The organism is Chamaesiphon sp. (genome assembly GCF_041738855.1).
Classification (GTDB): Bacteria; Cyanobacteriota; Cyanobacteriia; order Cyanobacteriales; family Chamaesiphonaceae; genus Chamaesiphon.
The window spans coordinates 19,483-37,328 of record NZ_JBGSPA010000012.1 but is presented as its reverse complement, the minus strand read 5'-3'; the positions used below and the strand labels follow the sequence as shown (position 1 = coordinate 37,328).

18 protein-coding genes are annotated in these 17,846 nt (G+C 48.2%); 13 read left to right on the top strand and 5 right to left on the bottom strand.

All coding sequences use genetic code 11. The annotated features are described in order from the left end of the window. Positions 1 to 71: 71 nt before the first annotated feature. Positions 72 to 1,178, top strand: coding sequence for a glutamate 5-kinase (gene proB / locus ACEW9I_RS01920; RefSeq protein ID WP_373538690.1), 1,107 nt, complete (start codon positions 72 to 74; stop codon positions 1,176 to 1,178). 223 nt (positions 1,179 to 1,401) lie between these two features. Next, positions 1,402 to 1,539: a hypothetical protein gene (locus ACEW9I_RS01915; protein WP_373538689.1), complete on the top strand. Its 138-nt coding sequence runs from the start codon at positions 1,402 to 1,404 to the stop codon at positions 1,537 to 1,539. A 38-nt stretch (positions 1,540 to 1,577) separates the two neighbouring features. Here the strand turns inward: ACEW9I_RS01915 and ACEW9I_RS01910 are convergent, their stop codons facing one another. Continuing rightward, entirely contained in the window at positions 1,578 to 2,375 is a 798-nt protein-coding gene (locus tag ACEW9I_RS01910) for a PspA/IM30 family protein (protein WP_373538688.1), read from the bottom strand. Between the two features lie 200 nt (positions 2,376 to 2,575). After that, the gene (locus ACEW9I_RS01905) at positions 2,576 to 3,685 is read right to left on the bottom strand and encodes a hypothetical protein (protein WP_373538687.1); all 1,110 of its coding nucleotides are present in this window, start codon (positions 3,683 to 3,685) and stop codon (positions 2,576 to 2,578) included. A 260-nt stretch (positions 3,686 to 3,945) separates the two neighbouring features. Between ACEW9I_RS01905 and ACEW9I_RS01900 the strand changes: the two genes are divergently transcribed. The 3 genes from ACEW9I_RS01900 (at position 3,946) to ACEW9I_RS01890 (ending at position 5,514) form a co-directional block, all read left to right on the top strand. Continuing rightward, positions 3,946 to 4,422 carry a DciA family protein gene (locus ACEW9I_RS01900; RefSeq protein WP_373538686.1) on the top strand — a complete coding sequence of 159 codons (477 nt, stop codon included), beginning with the start codon at positions 3,946 to 3,948 and terminating at the stop codon, positions 4,420 to 4,422. Between the two features lie 377 nt (positions 4,423 to 4,799). Continuing rightward, the gene (locus tag ACEW9I_RS01895) at positions 4,800 to 5,081 is read left to right on the top strand and encodes a hypothetical protein (RefSeq protein WP_373538685.1); all 282 of its coding nucleotides are present in this window, start codon (positions 4,800 to 4,802) and stop codon (positions 5,079 to 5,081) included. A 97-nt stretch (positions 5,082 to 5,178) separates the two neighbouring features. Continuing rightward, positions 5,179 to 5,514 (top strand): hypothetical protein, encoded by a 336-nt coding sequence (locus tag ACEW9I_RS01890; RefSeq protein WP_373538684.1) that lies wholly within the window; start codon positions 5,179 to 5,181, stop codon positions 5,512 to 5,514. 49 nt (positions 5,515 to 5,563) lie between these two features. Here the strand turns inward: ACEW9I_RS01890 and rpsN are convergent, their stop codons facing one another. Further along, the gene (rpsN, locus tag ACEW9I_RS01885) at positions 5,564 to 5,866 is read right to left on the bottom strand and encodes a 30S ribosomal protein S14 (protein WP_373538683.1); all 303 of its coding nucleotides are present in this window, start codon (positions 5,864 to 5,866) and stop codon (positions 5,564 to 5,566) included. Between the two features lie 759 nt (positions 5,867 to 6,625). Here rpsN and ACEW9I_RS01880 point away from each other — a divergent pair. Beyond that, on the top strand, positions 6,626 to 7,609 hold the full coding sequence (locus ACEW9I_RS01880) for a beta-fructosidase (RefSeq protein WP_373538682.1): 984 nt from the start codon (positions 6,626 to 6,628) through the stop codon (positions 7,607 to 7,609). Positions 7,610 to 7,841: 232 nt separating this feature from the next. Here ACEW9I_RS01880 and ACEW9I_RS01875 read toward each other — a convergent pair whose 3' ends face one another. After that, positions 7,842 to 8,870: a class I fructose-bisphosphate aldolase gene (locus ACEW9I_RS01875; RefSeq protein ID WP_373538681.1), complete on the bottom strand. Its 1,029-nt coding sequence runs from the start codon at positions 8,868 to 8,870 to the stop codon at positions 7,842 to 7,844. Positions 8,871 to 9,060: 190 nt separating this feature from the next. Here ACEW9I_RS01875 and ACEW9I_RS01870 point away from each other — a divergent pair, with 190 nt between their 5' ends. The 6 genes from ACEW9I_RS01870 to ACEW9I_RS01845 all read left to right on the top strand — a co-directional run bounded on the left by ACEW9I_RS01870 (position 9,061) and on the right by ACEW9I_RS01845 (position 15,437). Next, a complete protein-coding gene (locus tag ACEW9I_RS01870; RefSeq protein ID WP_373538680.1) occupies positions 9,061 to 9,501 on the top strand; it encodes a hypothetical protein in 441 nt (146 codons plus the stop codon). 326 nt (positions 9,502 to 9,827) lie between these two features. Beyond that, positions 9,828 to 10,871, top strand: a complete 1,044-nt coding sequence (locus ACEW9I_RS01865; RefSeq protein WP_373538679.1) for a M23 family metallopeptidase — start codon at positions 9,828 to 9,830, stop codon at positions 10,869 to 10,871. 58 nt (positions 10,872 to 10,929) lie between these two features. Next, complete coding sequence (gene lipA, locus ACEW9I_RS01860) at positions 10,930 to 11,799, top strand: lipoyl synthase (RefSeq protein ID WP_373538678.1); 870 nt, start codon at positions 10,930 to 10,932, stop codon at positions 11,797 to 11,799. 259 nt (positions 11,800 to 12,058) lie between these two features. Beyond that, a complete protein-coding gene (locus tag ACEW9I_RS01855; RefSeq protein WP_373538677.1) occupies positions 12,059 to 12,973 on the top strand; it encodes an NAD(P)H-dependent glycerol-3-phosphate dehydrogenase in 915 nt (304 codons plus the stop codon). Between the two features lie 306 nt (positions 12,974 to 13,279). Continuing rightward, positions 13,280 to 14,677, top strand: a complete 1,398-nt coding sequence (locus tag ACEW9I_RS01850; RefSeq protein WP_373538676.1) for a GTP-binding protein — start codon at positions 13,280 to 13,282, stop codon at positions 14,675 to 14,677. 307 nt (positions 14,678 to 14,984) lie between these two features. Further along, entirely contained in the window at positions 14,985 to 15,437 is a 453-nt protein-coding gene (locus tag ACEW9I_RS01845; RefSeq protein ID WP_373538675.1) for an SRPBCC family protein, read from the top strand. 11 nt (positions 15,438 to 15,448) lie between these two features. Here ACEW9I_RS01845 and ACEW9I_RS01840 read toward each other — a convergent pair whose 3' ends face one another. Beyond that, the gene (locus ACEW9I_RS01840) at positions 15,449 to 16,732 is read right to left on the bottom strand and encodes a hypothetical protein (RefSeq protein ID WP_373538674.1); all 1,284 of its coding nucleotides are present in this window, start codon (positions 16,730 to 16,732) and stop codon (positions 15,449 to 15,451) included. A 336-nt stretch (positions 16,733 to 17,068) separates the two neighbouring features. Between ACEW9I_RS01840 and ACEW9I_RS01835 the strand changes: the two genes are divergently transcribed. Beyond that, the gene (locus tag ACEW9I_RS01835) at positions 17,069 to 17,842 is read left to right on the top strand and encodes an alpha/beta fold hydrolase (RefSeq protein ID WP_373538673.1); all 774 of its coding nucleotides are present in this window, start codon (positions 17,069 to 17,071) and stop codon (positions 17,840 to 17,842) included. The last annotated feature ends 4 nt before the right edge of the window (positions 17,843 to 17,846 follow it).

The following is a 17,846-nucleotide window of genomic DNA, read 5'->3' as shown; positions in this document are numbered from 1 at the left end:
TACATATATTAGATCTGCTGCCGCCACTATCGAAAGCCACGATCCCTAGTTAGTATGTCACGATCCCCATCATGTCTCAGACCCTAGTCATCAAAATTGGTACATCAAGTCTGACCCGCAGTGATGGCAGATTGGCATTAGCAACGATCGCCGCTTTAGTTGAGACAATTGTCGATCTACGCGCTCAAGGTTATCAAATTGTATTGGTATCTTCTGGTGCAGTTGGAGTTGGCGCAGCGCGACTGGGGCTGACCGAACGTCCGAAAACGATCGCCCTCAAGCAAGCCGCTGCCGCTGTCGGACAAGGCATCATCATGCGGGTGTATGACGATCTATTTCGCGAACATCAGCAGCCAGTCGCCCAGATCTTGCTCACGCGTGGCGACCTCGATCGGCGGAGTAGTTATATCAACGCTTACAATACATTCCAAGAGCTATTCCGACTCGGCGTCATGCCGATCGTCAATGAAAATGATACGGTCGCTGTCGATGAGCTAAAATTTGGCGATAACGATACTCTCTCGGCGCGAGTAGCTAGCACGATCGATGCCGACTGGTTATTTTTACTGACAGATGTCGATCGCTTGTACTCTGCCGATCCCCGCAAATTTCCCGACGCCCAACCGATCGTCCAGATCGAGCGATTAGAGGATTTGACAGCTCTGCAAATCCAAATCGGTGGTAAGGGGTCAGAATGGGGAACGGGTGGCATGGCGACCAAAATTGCCGCCGCTGGGATTGCAACTGGAGCTGGGGTGAGAACGGCAATTATGCACGGGCAATTTCCACAGCAGATCGAGCGGATCTTGCAGGGTGAACCTCTGGGGACACAATTTACCCCGCAATTGCGCGCCGATAGTGCCCGCAAACGCTGGATCGCTCACGGCTTAATTACTGTGGGTAAAGTGTTCCTAGATGACGGTGCGGTAATCGCGATCGTCAGTGGTGGTAAGTCGCTATTGCCTGCGGGCATCACTCACATCGAAGGGGAGTTTGAAGCGACGGATGCGGTGCAACTATGCAATCGCGCGGGCAAAGAAATCGGGCGGGGAATTGTTAATTATGGTCGTGGTGAACTCGATCGGATTCAGGGACATCGATCGACTGATATTATCGATTTACTCGGCTATCTCGGCGAAGAAACTGTCGTACATCGGGATAATTTGGTGTTGAGCTAGTTAGAGTAATAGCAATCGTGGAACATCGAGCGACTTATGTACGCCCAGTAGCTTACATGGCGATCGTTCCAATGATGAAACTACTACCTTCCCTCGGCTTTACCCTGCTGCTGACCACCACAGTTTTAAATTCGCAAACAACGATTGCTGGTGTGAAAGTACCAGTAAGATCCCCGCCGCCGATATTGGGTATTCGATATTGGGTATTGTAGATCGTCAAATCGTGCCAGGTAAAAGAGTCGGTGCGATCGTCAAAACCACTACTCACTCAGACTTATTTATGGCTGACTTCAAGCTGGCACAACGATCGATCGTCAAAATTCACCCGCACAATCACTTAGTTGCGGGTGAATTTTACTAATACGAGATCTTTACTTGAGAGTAAGGATTATTTCTAGTCTACAAACCATCGATCTGCTTGCGTAAAGCTTCCAATTCCTCATCCTGAGGACTCATCGGGGCTTTGACAGTGTCTTTGGGCGTGGCTGCCGCAGTGGGCGAGACAGTTCCTTGTGGCAAGGCTGCTGTAGATTGACTACCACCGAGCATTTGTTGTTTCATCGCGGCGAGTTCGTCATCGACATCGCTACCTGCGGAGAGCGCGGCAAATCTGTTTTCCAAATCAGTTCCTGTCAATTCTGCTGCTGCTTGAGACTTGGCTTCCTGAATCAAGACTTTTTCTTCCATCCGCTCGAAGGCTGCCATCGCACTATTGGTGCCGATACGTCCGACTGCGCCTTGGAGTTGTTCCTGAGCTTTCGCCGCTTGAGAGCGAGACTTGAGCATGTCTTTCTTGGTTTTCGCCTCAGAAATCTTGCCTTCGAGTTGGATCAGGCTCTTTTTCATCGTGTCTACCATGCCTGCTTGCCCGTCTAGCTGGGCTTTGAGGCTAGCAGCAGTCTCACTATAGTTTTTCTTCCGCACGAGGGCTTCACGGGCGAGATCTTCGTCTCCTTTTTGCAGTGCTAGTTGTGCTTTGCTCTGCCAGCTATTGGCATCAGCCATGGCTTTGTTGTATTGCTGTTCGCTGCGTTTTTGATTGGCGATGCTACTGGCGACAGCTTGACGGAGTTGAACCAAGTCTTCCTGCATGTCCATCACCGCCTGTTCCAGAATTTTTTCTGGATCTTCGGCTTTACTAACCATATCATTGACGTTTGCCCGCAGCAGTCTGCTCACCCGATCGAATAATCCCATATTACTATCCTCTTTATAGTTTGCCCGCGCTGGCAGTTTAGTACTTATTTCACTGTCAGTGCGATGTTGACTTGAATAATTTAAATATCTAACCTATTGATTATGATAACTTCTGGACTTGGCGATCGGGCAGTACTAATCTAGAAATTAGCTGCTAGGATCGCGATCGAGATTGAGTACCTAGAATGTATCTACTCATGCTAACGTCTGACTCCAGGTAAAGTAGTTTGCCCACGTCGGGCAAAAGATTGAAAAGTTGGTGGAAGGAGTGATTGGATCAAGCTATCTGCCAACCTTGGTTGCGAGGCAATAATCGCGGATGGAGCGACAACTTTCGCGCCGATCCGATTAAATGGAATTGCGACTGGTGCAGTGGAAATGCCTGCCTGAGCTGGGCTAGTCGTCACAGTTGTTGGCATATTAACATTTGTCGTCGCTGTCGTCGGCAGTTTAATTGTATTGAGCATACTCAAATTGAGTTCGGTAAACTCATTTGCTGCTAGATTGGGGCTTTGAATCAATTGCCCGAGGGCACTGGTAGTGGCGACGTTCGGTACCACCTTCGTCGCACTCAACGGCACGAGGAGGCTGGGATTGAGATAGGCATAAACTGCACCACCCGCAAGCAAACAAGCTGCTGCCACCGCGCCAATTTTGAGGGGGTGATAGTTTTTGGGCGATTGAGGCGGCGATTTTGACTCAGAGCGATTGTCAGAGGCGGGAGCGGCTGAATGTGAATAGCCCGATTGGATCTGCCGCAGTAGTTCCTGAGATGACGATCCATATTCATCATGGAAAGGAGCAATCTCGCCACCGCGTGAGAAATTCAAATTGAGATTCTCTGGCTGCTCGATCGCGTTTTCCCGATACAGTGAGATCGGGGCATAATTAAAGCTGGTGCTGCTCCCGAGTAGCGGTTGAGCTGGCGCATTGTGAATACTAGTTGGCGGAATCGACAGTCCATCAATGATGATAAATCCACTGCTTGACATACCTGCTACTGCGTCTGACGCCCGATCGCGATCGCGCGGATCGTCAATATCATCAAGAGTGTGGGAAATTGCTGGTGTTACAGTGTCTGCTGTAAGCATCTCCCCCTCACTATCAAAACTGCCTAACTGCCGTTCCTGCTGAGATCTAAATCTCAACAGCTCGTCTTCCAGTTTGATATCTAGACAACTGAGAGCTTGCTGGAGAGAGGAATTGAGCTGGTAGGATGCCGAATGCTCTGTCACAGTGGCTGTGCCACCGACTACAGCTTGACCGGATGGGGGCACATTCGCGCTATCGTCAGATGGATTGTGGTTCATAACTCACTCTACACAAAAATATTTCTGATAAATCTTAGTCGCAGTTAACTAGCTAACAGTGACCTTACCTTTAGATTACCCACGATTGTAGGCACAGCCGCTGGATCGAGAACATCGATCTCCAAAATCTGCATTAGCCAGATTCTCAACTTAACTAGTTATTGCTTTGTCACTAATATATGCCAAAATTCAGCCAATTCATCACAAGTTAGCGATTTGACTCAAATCTCCGCTGCTATTTACTACAACATTACCAGGTTATGTCACTAACATCGATTGCCGCGATCGCCTGCCAGCTTCAAACCCAACCAGGATGGGAAGGAGTGCGAGACTGGGGGCTGATTGTCACCGCGTGGAAAGCGACTGTATCGCCAACTATTGCCGAGCGCAGCCAGCCGCGATCGATCGCTAGAGGGATACTGAAGATTGCCACCAATAGTTCTAGCCTCGCCCATCAACTCACTTTTGGGAGACAAGCCCTCTGCCAACAATTAAACACGCATTTAGTCACGCCCATTGATGAGTTGCGGTTCGTCGCTGTCGGCTACAATAGTAGTCAAAGTAGCACACAAACAGCGATCGCGATCGAGTCTATACCTATTGACTCAGGTGAGATTGTTATTTGTTCCCACTGCCATTGTCGCGCTCGTCAGGGCGAGTTGCTACGATGGCGTGTTTGTAAGTTTTGTGCGATCGATCTTGGAATTATTGGCGGAAAGTTGAGAATTAAGAGTTAATTAAATTTTAGATTTTATTTATCTATCTTTTGGTATATCTAATGACTTTATCGATCGAATTTAGCTAGTTTTAGGAGCCAAAATCTTGAATCACTGCGATCGCAAAATTCAGCCTCTTTAGCGATCCCTAGCCATTTTAGCTGTATTCCAAATACTATTGACTCCGATCGCATCCAGTTCGCCGATCCGCCTATTGATTCAATAAATGTTTCCATTCATAAACTGAATCTAAAGAGAATATAAAGTTTTAATTGGCTTGGGGATCGCTATAAGCGAGATGGGATATTCGATTGCTGTCACTTTTGTCAAAATGGGGATCGGTGATAATTATCAGTAGAAGAGAATTGAATTTGATCCTCTTTTGCAAAGTAACGCTGATGTCTAATCAAAACTGTCTAACTTCTGCATGTCGCTACTGTCGTTTCTACCGACCAGAGGGATTACACGGCGGTGCATGTCAGCAACTTGGGGTATCAGTCCAGAGCGATTGGAAATCATGTCAGTTGGGTTTGCCCGCATTTGCCAACACTTGGGAAAACGCGGAAGAATTATCAGCCGCCAATCGACCTACGGAACTACCACAGGTATTACATAGCCTGCAATTTCATCCTGTTACGACGTTAGAGCTAAGTAGCAGCTTGGTCGGCGAAAATAATTAAATTTAATTACTCGGACTTGTAATTGGTCTAGAGTGGGTGTGACAATTAACTTTAGCAAATTGTTCACTTTAGAATAGATCGAAGTTGGTGGTTACCAATGGCAGAACCGATCGGATCGATTACTTTATTACCAGCAACTGATGCCGTCGAGGAAGGTGTCTGGCTCCAATCATCTCTCAAAATGTGGCTCGATCGTGAGTTTATCCCCGAATCGATCAACACGACCATCGCGCTGCGCGCCGCTCAAATCTACACTCGGCAACGGATGGAGGGCGAAAACGATCTGGGCTGCCTAGTCATGGCAATAGTCACCGAAATGCAAGCTTTCAATTTTCAAGAGAGCTTTTTCGGTGAGTTTGCTGTTGCCAATGCTGTGAGCGATTTAATTTTAGATAGTCTGGGGGTCGATAATCGCTGCTGTGGGGAGCGATAACCAGCGGCAGGGGAAATAGGTAAAAGTCCGATTCCCCTGCATCCGATCCTTACCAGCTAGATTTGACGACACCTGGCAATAGACCTTGGTGCGCCCACTCGCGGAGGACGTTCCGAGACAAGCCAAAATCGCGATAGTAGCCGCGTGGGCGTCCAGTTACCCAGCAACGGTTGTGCAACCGAGTCGGCGCACTATCGCGAGGTAGTTGTTGAATTTTGCGATGAATCGCAAATCTGGCTTGGGGTGTAGCTGCACTTCTAAACTCTTCGAGCAAAGCTTGCCGTTTGTCTGCATATTTTGCTACTGTCAGCTCGCGGTTTTTTTGCCGCTCGATCATGCTTTTCTTCGCCATGTGTCAAAAAATCTCTATTTACAAAAAACCCGATTGGCTCTTGTCGGGCTACGCGGTCGCTGTCAAACGCTGCGCTGACGCTAACGCTTGGGAAGCGCGTTACAAGAGTGTCAAACATTCAATTATAGATGAAGTTGCGGTGGTTTGTCTATAGTTGAAGACACGATCGATCGTTAGGTGCCACCATTTGGTAGCAATCTAGCCTGAGTCAGAGGACTGCGCGATCCGTCCAATTATCTAAAAAGTCATCCCTAACTTAATTTATGGCGATTTTTCGAGCTGATTTCGATCGCTTATATGATAAGTTGGGTATGCTAAATCAGAACCATCACTTACTGCCTACCGAAACATCGATCTATCTGGTACACCCGATCTCTAAGCTAGGTGTCCGCGCAGGTCTTCACCTCTATATCTGTAGGCAATTCCCAGCATTCTCAGCAATTTGCACAGAATCACCGGAAAACTAGTTTCAAGTTTCTAGCTTCATTGGTACAAAGACTCACTCAATCGTCGCGGTCGGCTAAACGACGGATCGACTAAATTACGGTCGAATTCGCCAGCTTAAACTTCAGCAATAGCTGAAACTTATTTAGCCAAAATCATTCATTACTCGTAAGTGAATAACTAGCAACCCCGTCGAATCCGATTGCTACACCACTTTCTCGCAGCCCAAAATTCTTGTCCTATTCGCAAGTGTTTTGACTGGGGAAATTTTACGTTGACTTAATTACTCAATCTTGAATTTTGAATTGGTAGAAAATGCCCACTCTCGCTTTAGAATCTAGCTATCCTACGCTCCAGCATCCCCACCGCCATGTTTGGGATTTTTGGTACCACTTTGAACCAGATACGGGAATTTTTCATTTGTTTTATCTCAATGCCGATCGCGCATTGGTTGCTACAGACAAGCATCACTTGAGTTCGCAGGTGGGATATGCAACTACCACAGATTTTTTGACGATTGATTGGATTAGCGACCGCGTACTGGGTGCCGATCCGCATGGGTGGGACGATACCTCAATTTGGAGTGGGGATATCATCAAGATTCAAGGCGGTTTTTTGATGTTTTATACATCGAGAAATCAAGCAACTCACGACGGGATGATTCAAAATATTGGCGTAGCATTTACACACCATATTCAGAGCTTCGATCGCTGGTTTCGGATTCCCAGTATTCGGATTCAACCACATGCTCCGTATGAGCTACAGCATATCCCTGAAGATCTGACAATTCATGCTTGGCGCGATCCATTTTTGTTCCGTCATGAGGAACAAATTTATATGTTGCTATCAGCAAAAGACCCGACTAAACCCATCGGCAAAAAAGGTGCTGTGGCTCTACTCAAAGCTAAAAATAATAGCTTTGAAGATTGGGAATATCTGCCGCCGATCTGTCAGCCTGGATTCTATGCGGAGATGGAAGTCCCGCAATTGTATCGAGCGGATAATGATGAGTATGCGCTGGTATACAGTACGTGGGCAAAATATGATTTTGCCCCGAGTACCGCACAAAGTGGTGGTTTACAAGGTGTGCTCTCACCTTCTTTATTTGATTTCCCCGCTGCCAGTCCACAGGTATTTTTGCCCGAAACTTCGCAGCTTTATGCCTGTCGAGTTATTCCTGAATTAAATGGGGAAATTGTGGGGTTTGATATCATTACTGGCGGTATCCGTCGCAGTGGGGTGCAGACTGGTTTACAACATGTCGATCGAGATTTTAGCAGTTACTCGATCGAGATGTAGATAAACAGTTGACAGTTGAGAGTTGAGAGTTGACAGTTGACAGTTGAGAGTTGATAGCGATTCGCGCTCGTCTTTGGTCGGGTGACCCGAAGCGACGTTTGTGGGGGAAGCTTCCCCCACAAAGCTCGCGCCCCAGTGGCTCTGCCGACGGTTTAGCGAAGTGAAGAGGGTGGAGCTGTCAACTCTGCCCTCTTCACAATCCGCCTAAAACCTAAAGCCTAAAACCTAAAACCTAAGCCGCTTCCAGCTCAGGGGTATACTGACCTTTGCTGGCGGCTCCATTCAGTTTCGCCCGCTGGTAGAGGAGCTGTTGGGCTACGGGGATATTGGTATCATCGCCATGCCAATAGTCGAGCGCGGGTTGCTGAATGGCACGGGCGTAGGAAAAGGTCACCGCCCAGGGGCATTGAGAGCCAAATTGAGCGTGGATGGCATTGAGATGTGCTGTGGCGAGTTCGTTGGCTTGTCCGCCGGAGAGGAAGGCGATACCTGGAACTGATGCGGGAACGTTGTTTCGCAGACAGCGGACGGTCATTTCGGCAACTTGGGTGACTGATGCTTGGACTGAGCAATTTTTACCAGAAATGACCATACTCGGTTTGAGGATCATCTTGTCGAATGCTACCCGATTGAGCCGTAATTGCTCGAAGACGACTTGTAAGGTGCGCTCGGTGACTTCATAGCAACGATCGATCGAGTGTGCCCCATCGATGAGGACTTCGGGTTCGACCATCGGGACGAGTCCGCCCTCTTGACAAAGTGCGGCATATCGTGCTAAGGCATGAGCATTGGCAGCTAGACAAGTTTCACTAGGGATACTCGTGTCGATCGCGATTACTGCCCGCCATTTGGCAAACCGCGCACCCATTTGATAATACTCGGCAATCCGATCGCGTAACCCATCCAAGCCTTCAGTCACCTTTTCACCCGCACACCCAGCGAGATCCTGGGCACCGAGATCGAGTTTGATCCCTGGAATCATGCCTGCATCTTGCATCACACGCACGAAGGGGACACCCGCCCGAGTTGATTGACGGATCGTCTCATCAAACAAAATCGCCCCACTGATAAATTGGGCTAGATCTGGTGTAGTGAGAATTAACTCCCGATAAGTGCGGCGACGCTCCTCGGTCGTGGGAATATGGAGTTTTTCAAATCGGCGATCGCAAGTACCTTTGCTCTCATCCATTGCTAAAATGCCTTTACCTGCTGCGACCATCGATCGAGCGGTGGTGCTTAATTCCTGGGTGTATGTACTCATCAGTCAATCCTCATCACAAACTGGTATATTTACAGTCTAATCACTTTGATAAAGTGGGGGCATCGAGGCGTTTTACCTAGTGCTACAGCCACATGCCTAGGACAAACTAAGTTATTCTGATGAGATGGGATACCTGTCTCTTGGCTGTATTTGCGCTGCTCATCCCCACCTTGCATATCGATCGTCAATTGTGAACGCTGCTCAACAGGCTACTGATATCACTCTCGCCAGCAAAATCGCCTCCGCCGTCAGTCTATTTCGGAGTGAATTTCCCGATGCCAAAGTGGATCTTCAGCCGTGGGCGGAAGATCGCGATACTCAGCAATTAGTCGATCCTGACTCGATCGATTTTAGCTTTCATTTTCCTGGCTGGAGTCGGCGGTGGCAAAGTCGGAGCGTTTTGGTGCAGATTCGGTTCCATGATAAAGTGACCACCGGAGCGGATCGTCAGTCGCTCGAACCTACCCGCAAGGCGATCGGATTAGAAGTCGCTGGCTTCGATCATCGCGGCAAACAGTGGCGGCTATCAACTGTTAGTGACTGGCAATTTGAGGGCGATCTCCAACCTCAACCAGAAATAGCGGACAAGTTAAAACAATTTTGCCGTCAAATCTTTGAATTATTTAGTTGATGAGTTCGGTTCGCAATATTTTGTGACGGTGTATACAGAAGTCCAGATTTCGCTCCTGGCAATCGATCGATAATTATTTGCGGGCGGAGATCGGGGCTTAATAATTAGTTTATAATCGCCTGCATGTTTTGACCTAACTAGCTTTGAGTAGCTCCAATCAGCACCGATCGATCGTTCCCAGCGCATCAATATCGATCGACCAGTGCTGATTTACTGCTAAGAAAATGAATACTATTAGGGCAATATCTTGTATACTGAACAAATTCTGGTTTCAGGCTGAATTTGTTAATTTTAACTTTTACCCCGTAGTAATTCCGACCCTATCTATGCGTATAAACAAACCTCTGCGGTTTTTAGTTGTCACTGGTGCATTTTTGAGTGCAAGCGCAGGCTTAGCACAAAATTCATTCTCAACCGAGCAGGTTTTAGTAGTAAGCAACACATTAAAAGCTCAATTGTTGAGTTCAGATCGAGTCTCTGCCGATCTGGAAGTAGCCAGTTCAACTACTGGTGCCGAAACTCGCGTTGGCGCAGCCGCTCCCTTGGAGCATCGGCAATTGGGATTCGATCGCCCACAGTCCACCCAGTCCAGTCTGTTCATGAGTGATGTGGCAACGCTGGATCGCGATCGAAGGATTAGTGGAGTACCGACCCCCAACCCATCGGAAACGGCGATCGAAATTCCCGTGCCTAGCTATCTGCAATCGACAGCTTCGATCTCGATCCCGGTACCATTACCGCGCACTCAGTTTATCAAGGTGCAGCCAGTAGCTCGATTACCGCGCGTGACGAGAACCAGTCTCATTCCCAGTGTCAGTGCGCTTCCAACTGTCCGCTCGGGTACTAGCAGTGTGCCTTTAGCTCAACAGCAATCCTTTGCGACCAATGCTACCACCGCCGCCAGCTCGGATCTCATCTATCCATTGATGACTCCCGCACGCATCAGTTCCCGCTTTGGCTGGCGCACACACCCGCTCACAGGTACCCGTCGCTTTCATTCTGGCATCGATATCGCCGCACCGACAGGCACACCCGTAGTGGCAACTGGCTCCGGCACTGTGGTTTCGGCAGGCTGGAATGGTGGCTATGGTAAAGCGATTATCATCCAGCACAATGATGTGCAGCAAACTCTCTACGGTCATCTCTCCCAGATCTCCGTGCAACCAGGTCAAGTCATCGAGCAAGGTACTGTCATCGGACTAGTCGGGAGTACAGGCAACTCCACTGGGCCACACTTGCACTTTGAAACGCGGATGCCCAATGGCAATACCTGGGTAGCGATCGATCCGAGCGAAGATATTCAGTATGCCGTGGACAACCTCCGCCGATCGATGCCATTTGCGCGTAAAGACCTCCCCCAAGGACTATAAAATACTTACAGGTCAGAACTTGTTAGACTAGTAGACTTGTGAATATCGCTCAATTGTTATGACAGTCAAACCAGAATGGTTGCGGGTAAAAGCACCGCAGTGGGAACGTGTAGGCAATGTCAAAGAGATCTTGCGCGATTTGCAGCTCAATACGGTCTGTGAGGAAGCCTCTTGCCCCAATATTGGCGAATGCTTTAGTGCGGGTACTGCGACATTCCTGATCATGGGGCCTGCTTGTACTCGTGCTTGCCCCTATTGCGATATTGATTTTGAGAAAAAACCTCAACCTCTCGATCCGACCGAACCAATCCGGCTGGCGGAAGCTGTCAACCGACTCAAGCTCAAACATGTCGTGATTACTTCTGTAAATCGCGACGATCTAGTCGATGGGGGTGCGGGTCAATTTGGAGCTTGCATCCAGGCTGTACGCGCCCTGTCACCTCAGACCACGATCGAAGTACTCATTCCAGACCTCTGTGCCAATTGGCAAGCATTGGAGGCGATTCTAGATGTAGCTCCAGAAGTCCTCAATCACAATACCGAAACTATTCCCAGACTATATCGCCGCGTCCGTCCCCAGGGCGACTATCAGCGTTCCTTGGAAGTGTTAGCGCGATCGCGGGCTTATACGCCGAGTGTCTATACTAAATCAGGCATCATGGTCGGTTTGGGCGAGACTGATGAAGAAGTGCGCCAGACGATGCGCGATCTGCGATCGGTAGACTGCGATATCATCACGATCGGTCAATATCTCCAACCCTCAGCGAAGCATCTAGCCGTGGCAGAATTTGTGACGCCGCTGCAATTTGATGCTTGGCGGATGTATGGTGAGGAGATCGGATTCCTGCAAGTGGTTTCCACACCGCTGACTCGCAGTTCTTATCATGCGGAAGAGGTGCAGAAGTTAATGGTGAAATATCCGAGATAAGTAGGTAGCTGCAATTAGCGATTACCTACTGTACGCTCCGAGAACAGGTAGATTGTGTCTGACACCTAATGTCCATACTATGAATGGTGCGTTACGCTACGCTAACACACCCTACAAAAGCCCAACCCTAAAGCCTGCTTGGTGCGCTGTCTTGACCCAAACACATGCGGAGGGAACCTCCGCGTGATTTGGGTCGCTAAACCCTCGGGGAACCCTACGTATCGCGCATCCGCTAAAGCCTAATACCTAAAGCCTTCCCATGTCCGATCGAATTATAATCATAGGTGCGGGGGCATGGGGTGGGGCGTTAGCCGACTTGACGCGGATTAATGGTTGTGAACCGTCGATTTGGTCGCGCAAGTGCGATCGCCAGTTGGCTGAGATGGTGAGTCAACAAACGGCGATCGTTTCAGCGGTGTCGATGTCGGGAGTTCGGGCAGTTATCGCTCAATTGGTGGGATCGATCGCTCCGCACCAAATCATTGTTACGGCAACGAAAGGATTGGATGCTCAGACTAATTTGACACCCGCACAGCTCTGGCATCAGGCATTTCCGCTCAATCCGATTGTCGTGCTATCGGGGCCGAATTTATCGCTAGAAATTCAGCAGGGATTGCCTGCGGCGACAGTAGTTGCTAGTGAGAATGCCGACGCTGCTAATACTATTCAAGAGATTTTTGCTTCGTCAAAATTTCGGGTTTATACTAATGATGACCCAGTGGGTGTAGAAATTGCGGGGACAGTCAAAAATGTCATCGCGATCGCGGCAGGTACCTGCGATGGTTTGCAGTTGGGCAATAATGCTAAATCAGCTTTGTTAACGCGAGGATTGGCAGAAATTGTCCGAATCGGTCAATATTGGGGCGGTAAAACTACCACTTTTTATGGATTGTCTGGACTAGGAGATCTGTTGACTACCTGCAATAGTCCACTCAGCCGCAATTATCAGGTTGGTTATGGTCTATCACAAGGAAAAACTTTGAGTGAAGTTTTGGCTCGTCTCCAGGGCACAGCTGAGGGCGTAAATACAACTAAAGTATTAATTAAAATTGCCGATCGCCATCAGATTTATCTACCGATTACCGGACTAGTCGATCGATTATTGGCAGGTACAATTACGGCTCCAGAAGCGATCGTAGCGTTGATGTCACGCGATCGTAAGTCGGAATATTAGATTGGTGAATGGTGAATGGTGGTTAGATGTAGGGTGTGTTAGGCGCAAGCCGTAACGCACCAGTATCAGATACTAGTTGGTGGGCAGTGCCCACCCTACAGATCTTTGTCTAAACTATACCGGAAACCTATTTGGTGGGCAGTGCCCACCCTACCCTCTACCCCCTACCCCCCAATACGGTTCGGTTAAGTCCATTTTCTTCGATATTGTCAGTCCGCGAAGGCGGACTTTGCATCACTAGCGGCGGTTTCAACCGCTACCTAACTAGCTAACCGAACCGTATTGCCCTACCCCCTACCCTCTAGAATGATTGAAGATCCAGAAAATCTAGCAGACGCGATCGCCAATTTCAACACAATTCAGTCAGAGCGAAACTATCAGCAAGCTCAGGCTACTTTGCGGCGAATTTTAGACAACCTGGATCTAAGTCAACGCGAGAGATCGGGATTGGAAGCCGAAATTACCGAACTGAGAGACATGTTGGCAAAACTCGATCGCTCGGTGTTTCAAGTTGCTGTATTTGGGCTGGTAGGTAGAGGTAAATCTTCGCTGTTAAATGCTTTGATCGGGCAAGAAGTATTTGAGGCGGGTGTTTTGCATGGCGTCACTACAGAACGTCAGCAAGTAGTCTGGGAAGTTGATAATTGGCAGGATGAATTCGATCTCGACAAGGATACACCAGTGGCATTGCAAGAAGCGATCGAATTTATCGATACGCCAGGAATTGATGAAATTGAGGGTGCAGAGCGTCATATCCGCGCCTATGAAATTGCGTGCCAAGTCGATCTGATTTTGTTTATTATTGCTGGCGATATCAGTGAACTCGAACTCCAAACACTCTCGCAACTTAGAAAAGCTGGTAAACCAATCCTATTGGTATTTAATAAAGTCGATCGCTATCCCGACGCCGACAGGCTGGCAATTTATGCCAAAATTCGAGATGAGCGCGTCAAAGAGATTCTCAGCCCTGATGAAATTATCATGGTAGCGGCGGCACCGATGACGATGCATGCGGCGGCGCGGGCAGATGGGAGTATGGGGATTAGTTATCATCCTGGCACCCCCCAAGTCGCCGCATTGAAGTGGCGGATCGTCGAAATTTTGCAGCGAGAAGGTAAATCTCTAGCCGCCCTCAACGCCATGTTAGCAGCCGATCGCATTCAAAAACAGACGATCGATCGCAAAATGGACAGTCGCGACGAGGCTGCCAACGATATTATCTGGCAATTTGTGATGGCAAAAGCGATCGCGATTGCGATTAATCCCATCACTGCTGCGGATGTGATTGGTGGTGCGGCGATCGATGTGGCGATGATTATCCGCCTATCACAATTTTACCGTATCCCGATGACTCGATCGGGTGCGCTGGGCATCCTCCAGAGCATTGCTATCGGCATGGGAGGGTTGACAGTCAGCGGTTTGGTGGCAAATCTAGGATTGAGTGGGATCAAGGGCTTACTCGCCATCCTCGCTCCGGCGACAGGTGGAGTTAGTATCGCCCCCTATACTGCTGTCGCCCTGACTCAGGCGAGTATTGCTGGAGTCTCGATCTATACGATCGGTCAGATTACCAAAACTTACCTAGCAAATGGTGCCTCATGGGGTGAGGATAGCCCTAAATCAGTCATTGCCCAAATTCTTGTTACCATTGATAAACACTCGATCGTCGATCGCATCAAACAGGAATTAGGTGTTAGGGATTAGGCTTTAGCGGATGCGCGCTCCGTCTTTGCCTACGGCAGGCTTACGCCAACGACACGCCTCGCTTCGCTCGTCTACGGGTTCCCCGAGGGTTTAGCGACCCAAATCACGCGGAGGTTCCCTCCGCATGTGTTTGGGTCAAGACAGCGCACCAAGCAGGCTTTAGGTTTGAATTATTTGAGAACGCTTGCGTTCTCCTGTTAAATACACCGGATACTAATCTTTATTTGATGTTGAGCCTAATCCCTAACACCTAATTCCTAATCCCTAAAGCCTAACACCTAAAGCCTAAAGCCTAAAGCCTAATAAAATGCCTGTCTTTGAACAATCAATTCAGATTAAAGCAAGCGCAACAGCAGTAGATCGATGTATTACTGAATTGGAATTGATGCAGCGATGGCTCAACCCGATCCTCAAGTGCGAACCCAAGGGAGTATGGCAGACTAGTGTGGGGAGTAAAAGTAAATTTGTCATTCAGATCCCTGTTATCAAACCCACATTAAATAATGTTGTAATCGTGCGCGAACCTGGATTGATTATTTGGGGATTTGATGGATTTTTCAAGGGGAGCGATCGCTGGGAATGCCAGCCCAATCAGCGGGGAACGAGATTACTCAATCAGTTTGAATTTCAGATTCCCAATCGACAGATCGCCTGGGGTTTCAATCTGTTTGCAGCTAAATGGACGAAAGCAGATATGGCAGCGCAGTTACGACGGATCAAAATAGTTGCCGAAGAGCTACATCAAAGCTTTGATGGTTGAAATCTTGTCAATTACTCCCCAATTGACTGTAAGAAGTTGAGCGATGACGCATCTATTTTACCAAAATGAATTGCTCCAGCCACATTCCAGTTTTCGAGCGATCTTACTAGCCAAGGTACACCCTTGCACTGTGAGGACTCATAATGATTGAAGAGGATCGATAATCTGCTTTCAAGTAATGGTTTCACCTTTTGGCAGATCAAAACTATTTTGAGTAATAAGCCAGTTGTGAAAACTGCACCTAAATTACTGATCATGTCCATGAAAATAAAGTGTTGCGGATTGCTGGAACTTTCCACAACTAAGTGGTTGAGAACGTGAGTACAAGTTCTCAACAAGCTTAGTTCATCGAGTCGTTGATTGTCTCGATCGGGTAAGATGCTGTCGATCGCTTTGTACAAGCGATCGTTAAAACTCCGCTTACCATAACTACTATCGACACCAGACACGATATAGTCGTACAGATCGCCCTTAAATGTCTTGATAATCGGCTGCATCTGGAGATGCGAGACAAAACCGCGCGATAAATCCTGATAAGTGGCATTACCTTCCGCTTTACCTGCAAATTGACCGAATGCCATTCCCAATTCTTTAGTAGATAATAACGTTGGATTGAGCACCGATGGTAAGTTGTCAGCCGCTTCTCGCCCGAATTGAGCTTTGATCCGCGATCGTCTCACTTGATAAGTGAGATAGTGTGATAGGTTGGTTTCTTGTTGTTTGCGTAAACCGCGTTGTACCCGTTTGATCGTCTCAACATTTTCAAAAGTACGTTCTTCAGAAACCAGTGAGTGCTCGTATAAATAGGGATAACGACTAATCAACATTCCTAAGGGTTGTTCGCCGATCGCATCTTTACCAGATGTATTGCCATTGAGCACAGCATTCAATCGTTTGAGCTTGGGATAGTCGTCACTTTGCAGATACAATTGGAGCAGTTGACGCATCCGGCGGACGACTCTAGAATAAGTCATGCGGACATCATGGAGATTTGCCAACATACTTACCAAACTGGCAATGGGGATATGTCCAGATAGCTGCATTTGCCAGTGATTGACCAAAATATAGCAACAGCGGTTGATAATTAATGGGAAATTTTGCTCGGCAGTTTTTTCAAATGCCAGTGCCTCGATCGTCGTCCAAATGCGATGGTCACTATAGGTAACTCCCTCGATAAAGAGGGTGCGAAATCTTTCTAATACCCTCACTGGTGACTCAGTTCTCACGACATATAGAAAGTGTTCGTAGACAACTTGCTCGACACCACTCCCAATCTTCTTGCCAATTGCAAACATATTTAATCTCCTTAGATCCTGCTAGTAAATAATTACGGTAAGTAGATCTCTGAATCTGCGCCAAAGATCGGGTTGGCTTTACAAAATCAAGATCGAAACTCTGGCTAGGAGAGGATGAATGACGATCGTGAGCATGGGATTTAGATCGGGGTAAAGAGCGAATCGAGCATAAACTTACCCCTGATTATATCGAGCGATCGAGCTGGTGGATGTGAGATCGATCGCTCTTAGACTACCCATATTTGTCACAAATTCTGTCATCTGCTGCAAAGTTCCGCTGGATGTCGGTACCGATCGATGCTAATTTAAGCTGATAAACAGCTAAAAGTGCGCGTAATGGCTCAAGACATCCGATCGAACACTACCCAGCTAAATACCACCCAACTTGGTAAAAGTGGTCATCCCCTCCTCATGCTTCACGGTTGGGGGCAAAATCTCCAATCCTTGCAACCGATGGGAGAACTCCTCGCCACTCGATCTCAGGTGCATCTTATCGATCTCCCAGGTTTTGGTAAATCGCCATCACCGCCAGAAGATTGGGACACGGCACAATATGCCGATCGCATTTATCAGTATTTGGAAGCACAGGGCATCAAATCAGCAGATCTCTTAGGACATTCATTTGGGGGGAGAGTCTCGCTCCGACTCGCTCACAAATATCCTCACATAGTGCGATCGATAACCCTCGTCAATTCCGGTGGATTGCAGCGTCAGCGCACGTTCCAGCAATCACTCCGCAGTCAGTGGGTGCGAAATTTGCGGCATGCCTGCAAGCTGTCGCCGTTGTATCGGGACGAGTTGCTGACATGGCACAGCCAGAAGTATGGTTCCCGTGATTATCTCAATGCTGGGGCGATGCGGGGGACTTTAGTGAAGACTGTTAGTGAAGATCTCACCGAAATTGCCCGCAAAATTACGCGTCCAGTGCTATTGCTCTGGGGTGAAGCCGATACCGAAACCCCTGTAGAGATGGGACACCGTTATCACAGCCTATTTGCCAACTCCGAACTGATTACCATCCCCCACCGCGATCACTTCATGTTTCAAGCCGAAGGCTCTCACCTTTGCGCTTATTATGTAGAGAAGTTTCTCGCGCAATTACCTAGCTAAAGAG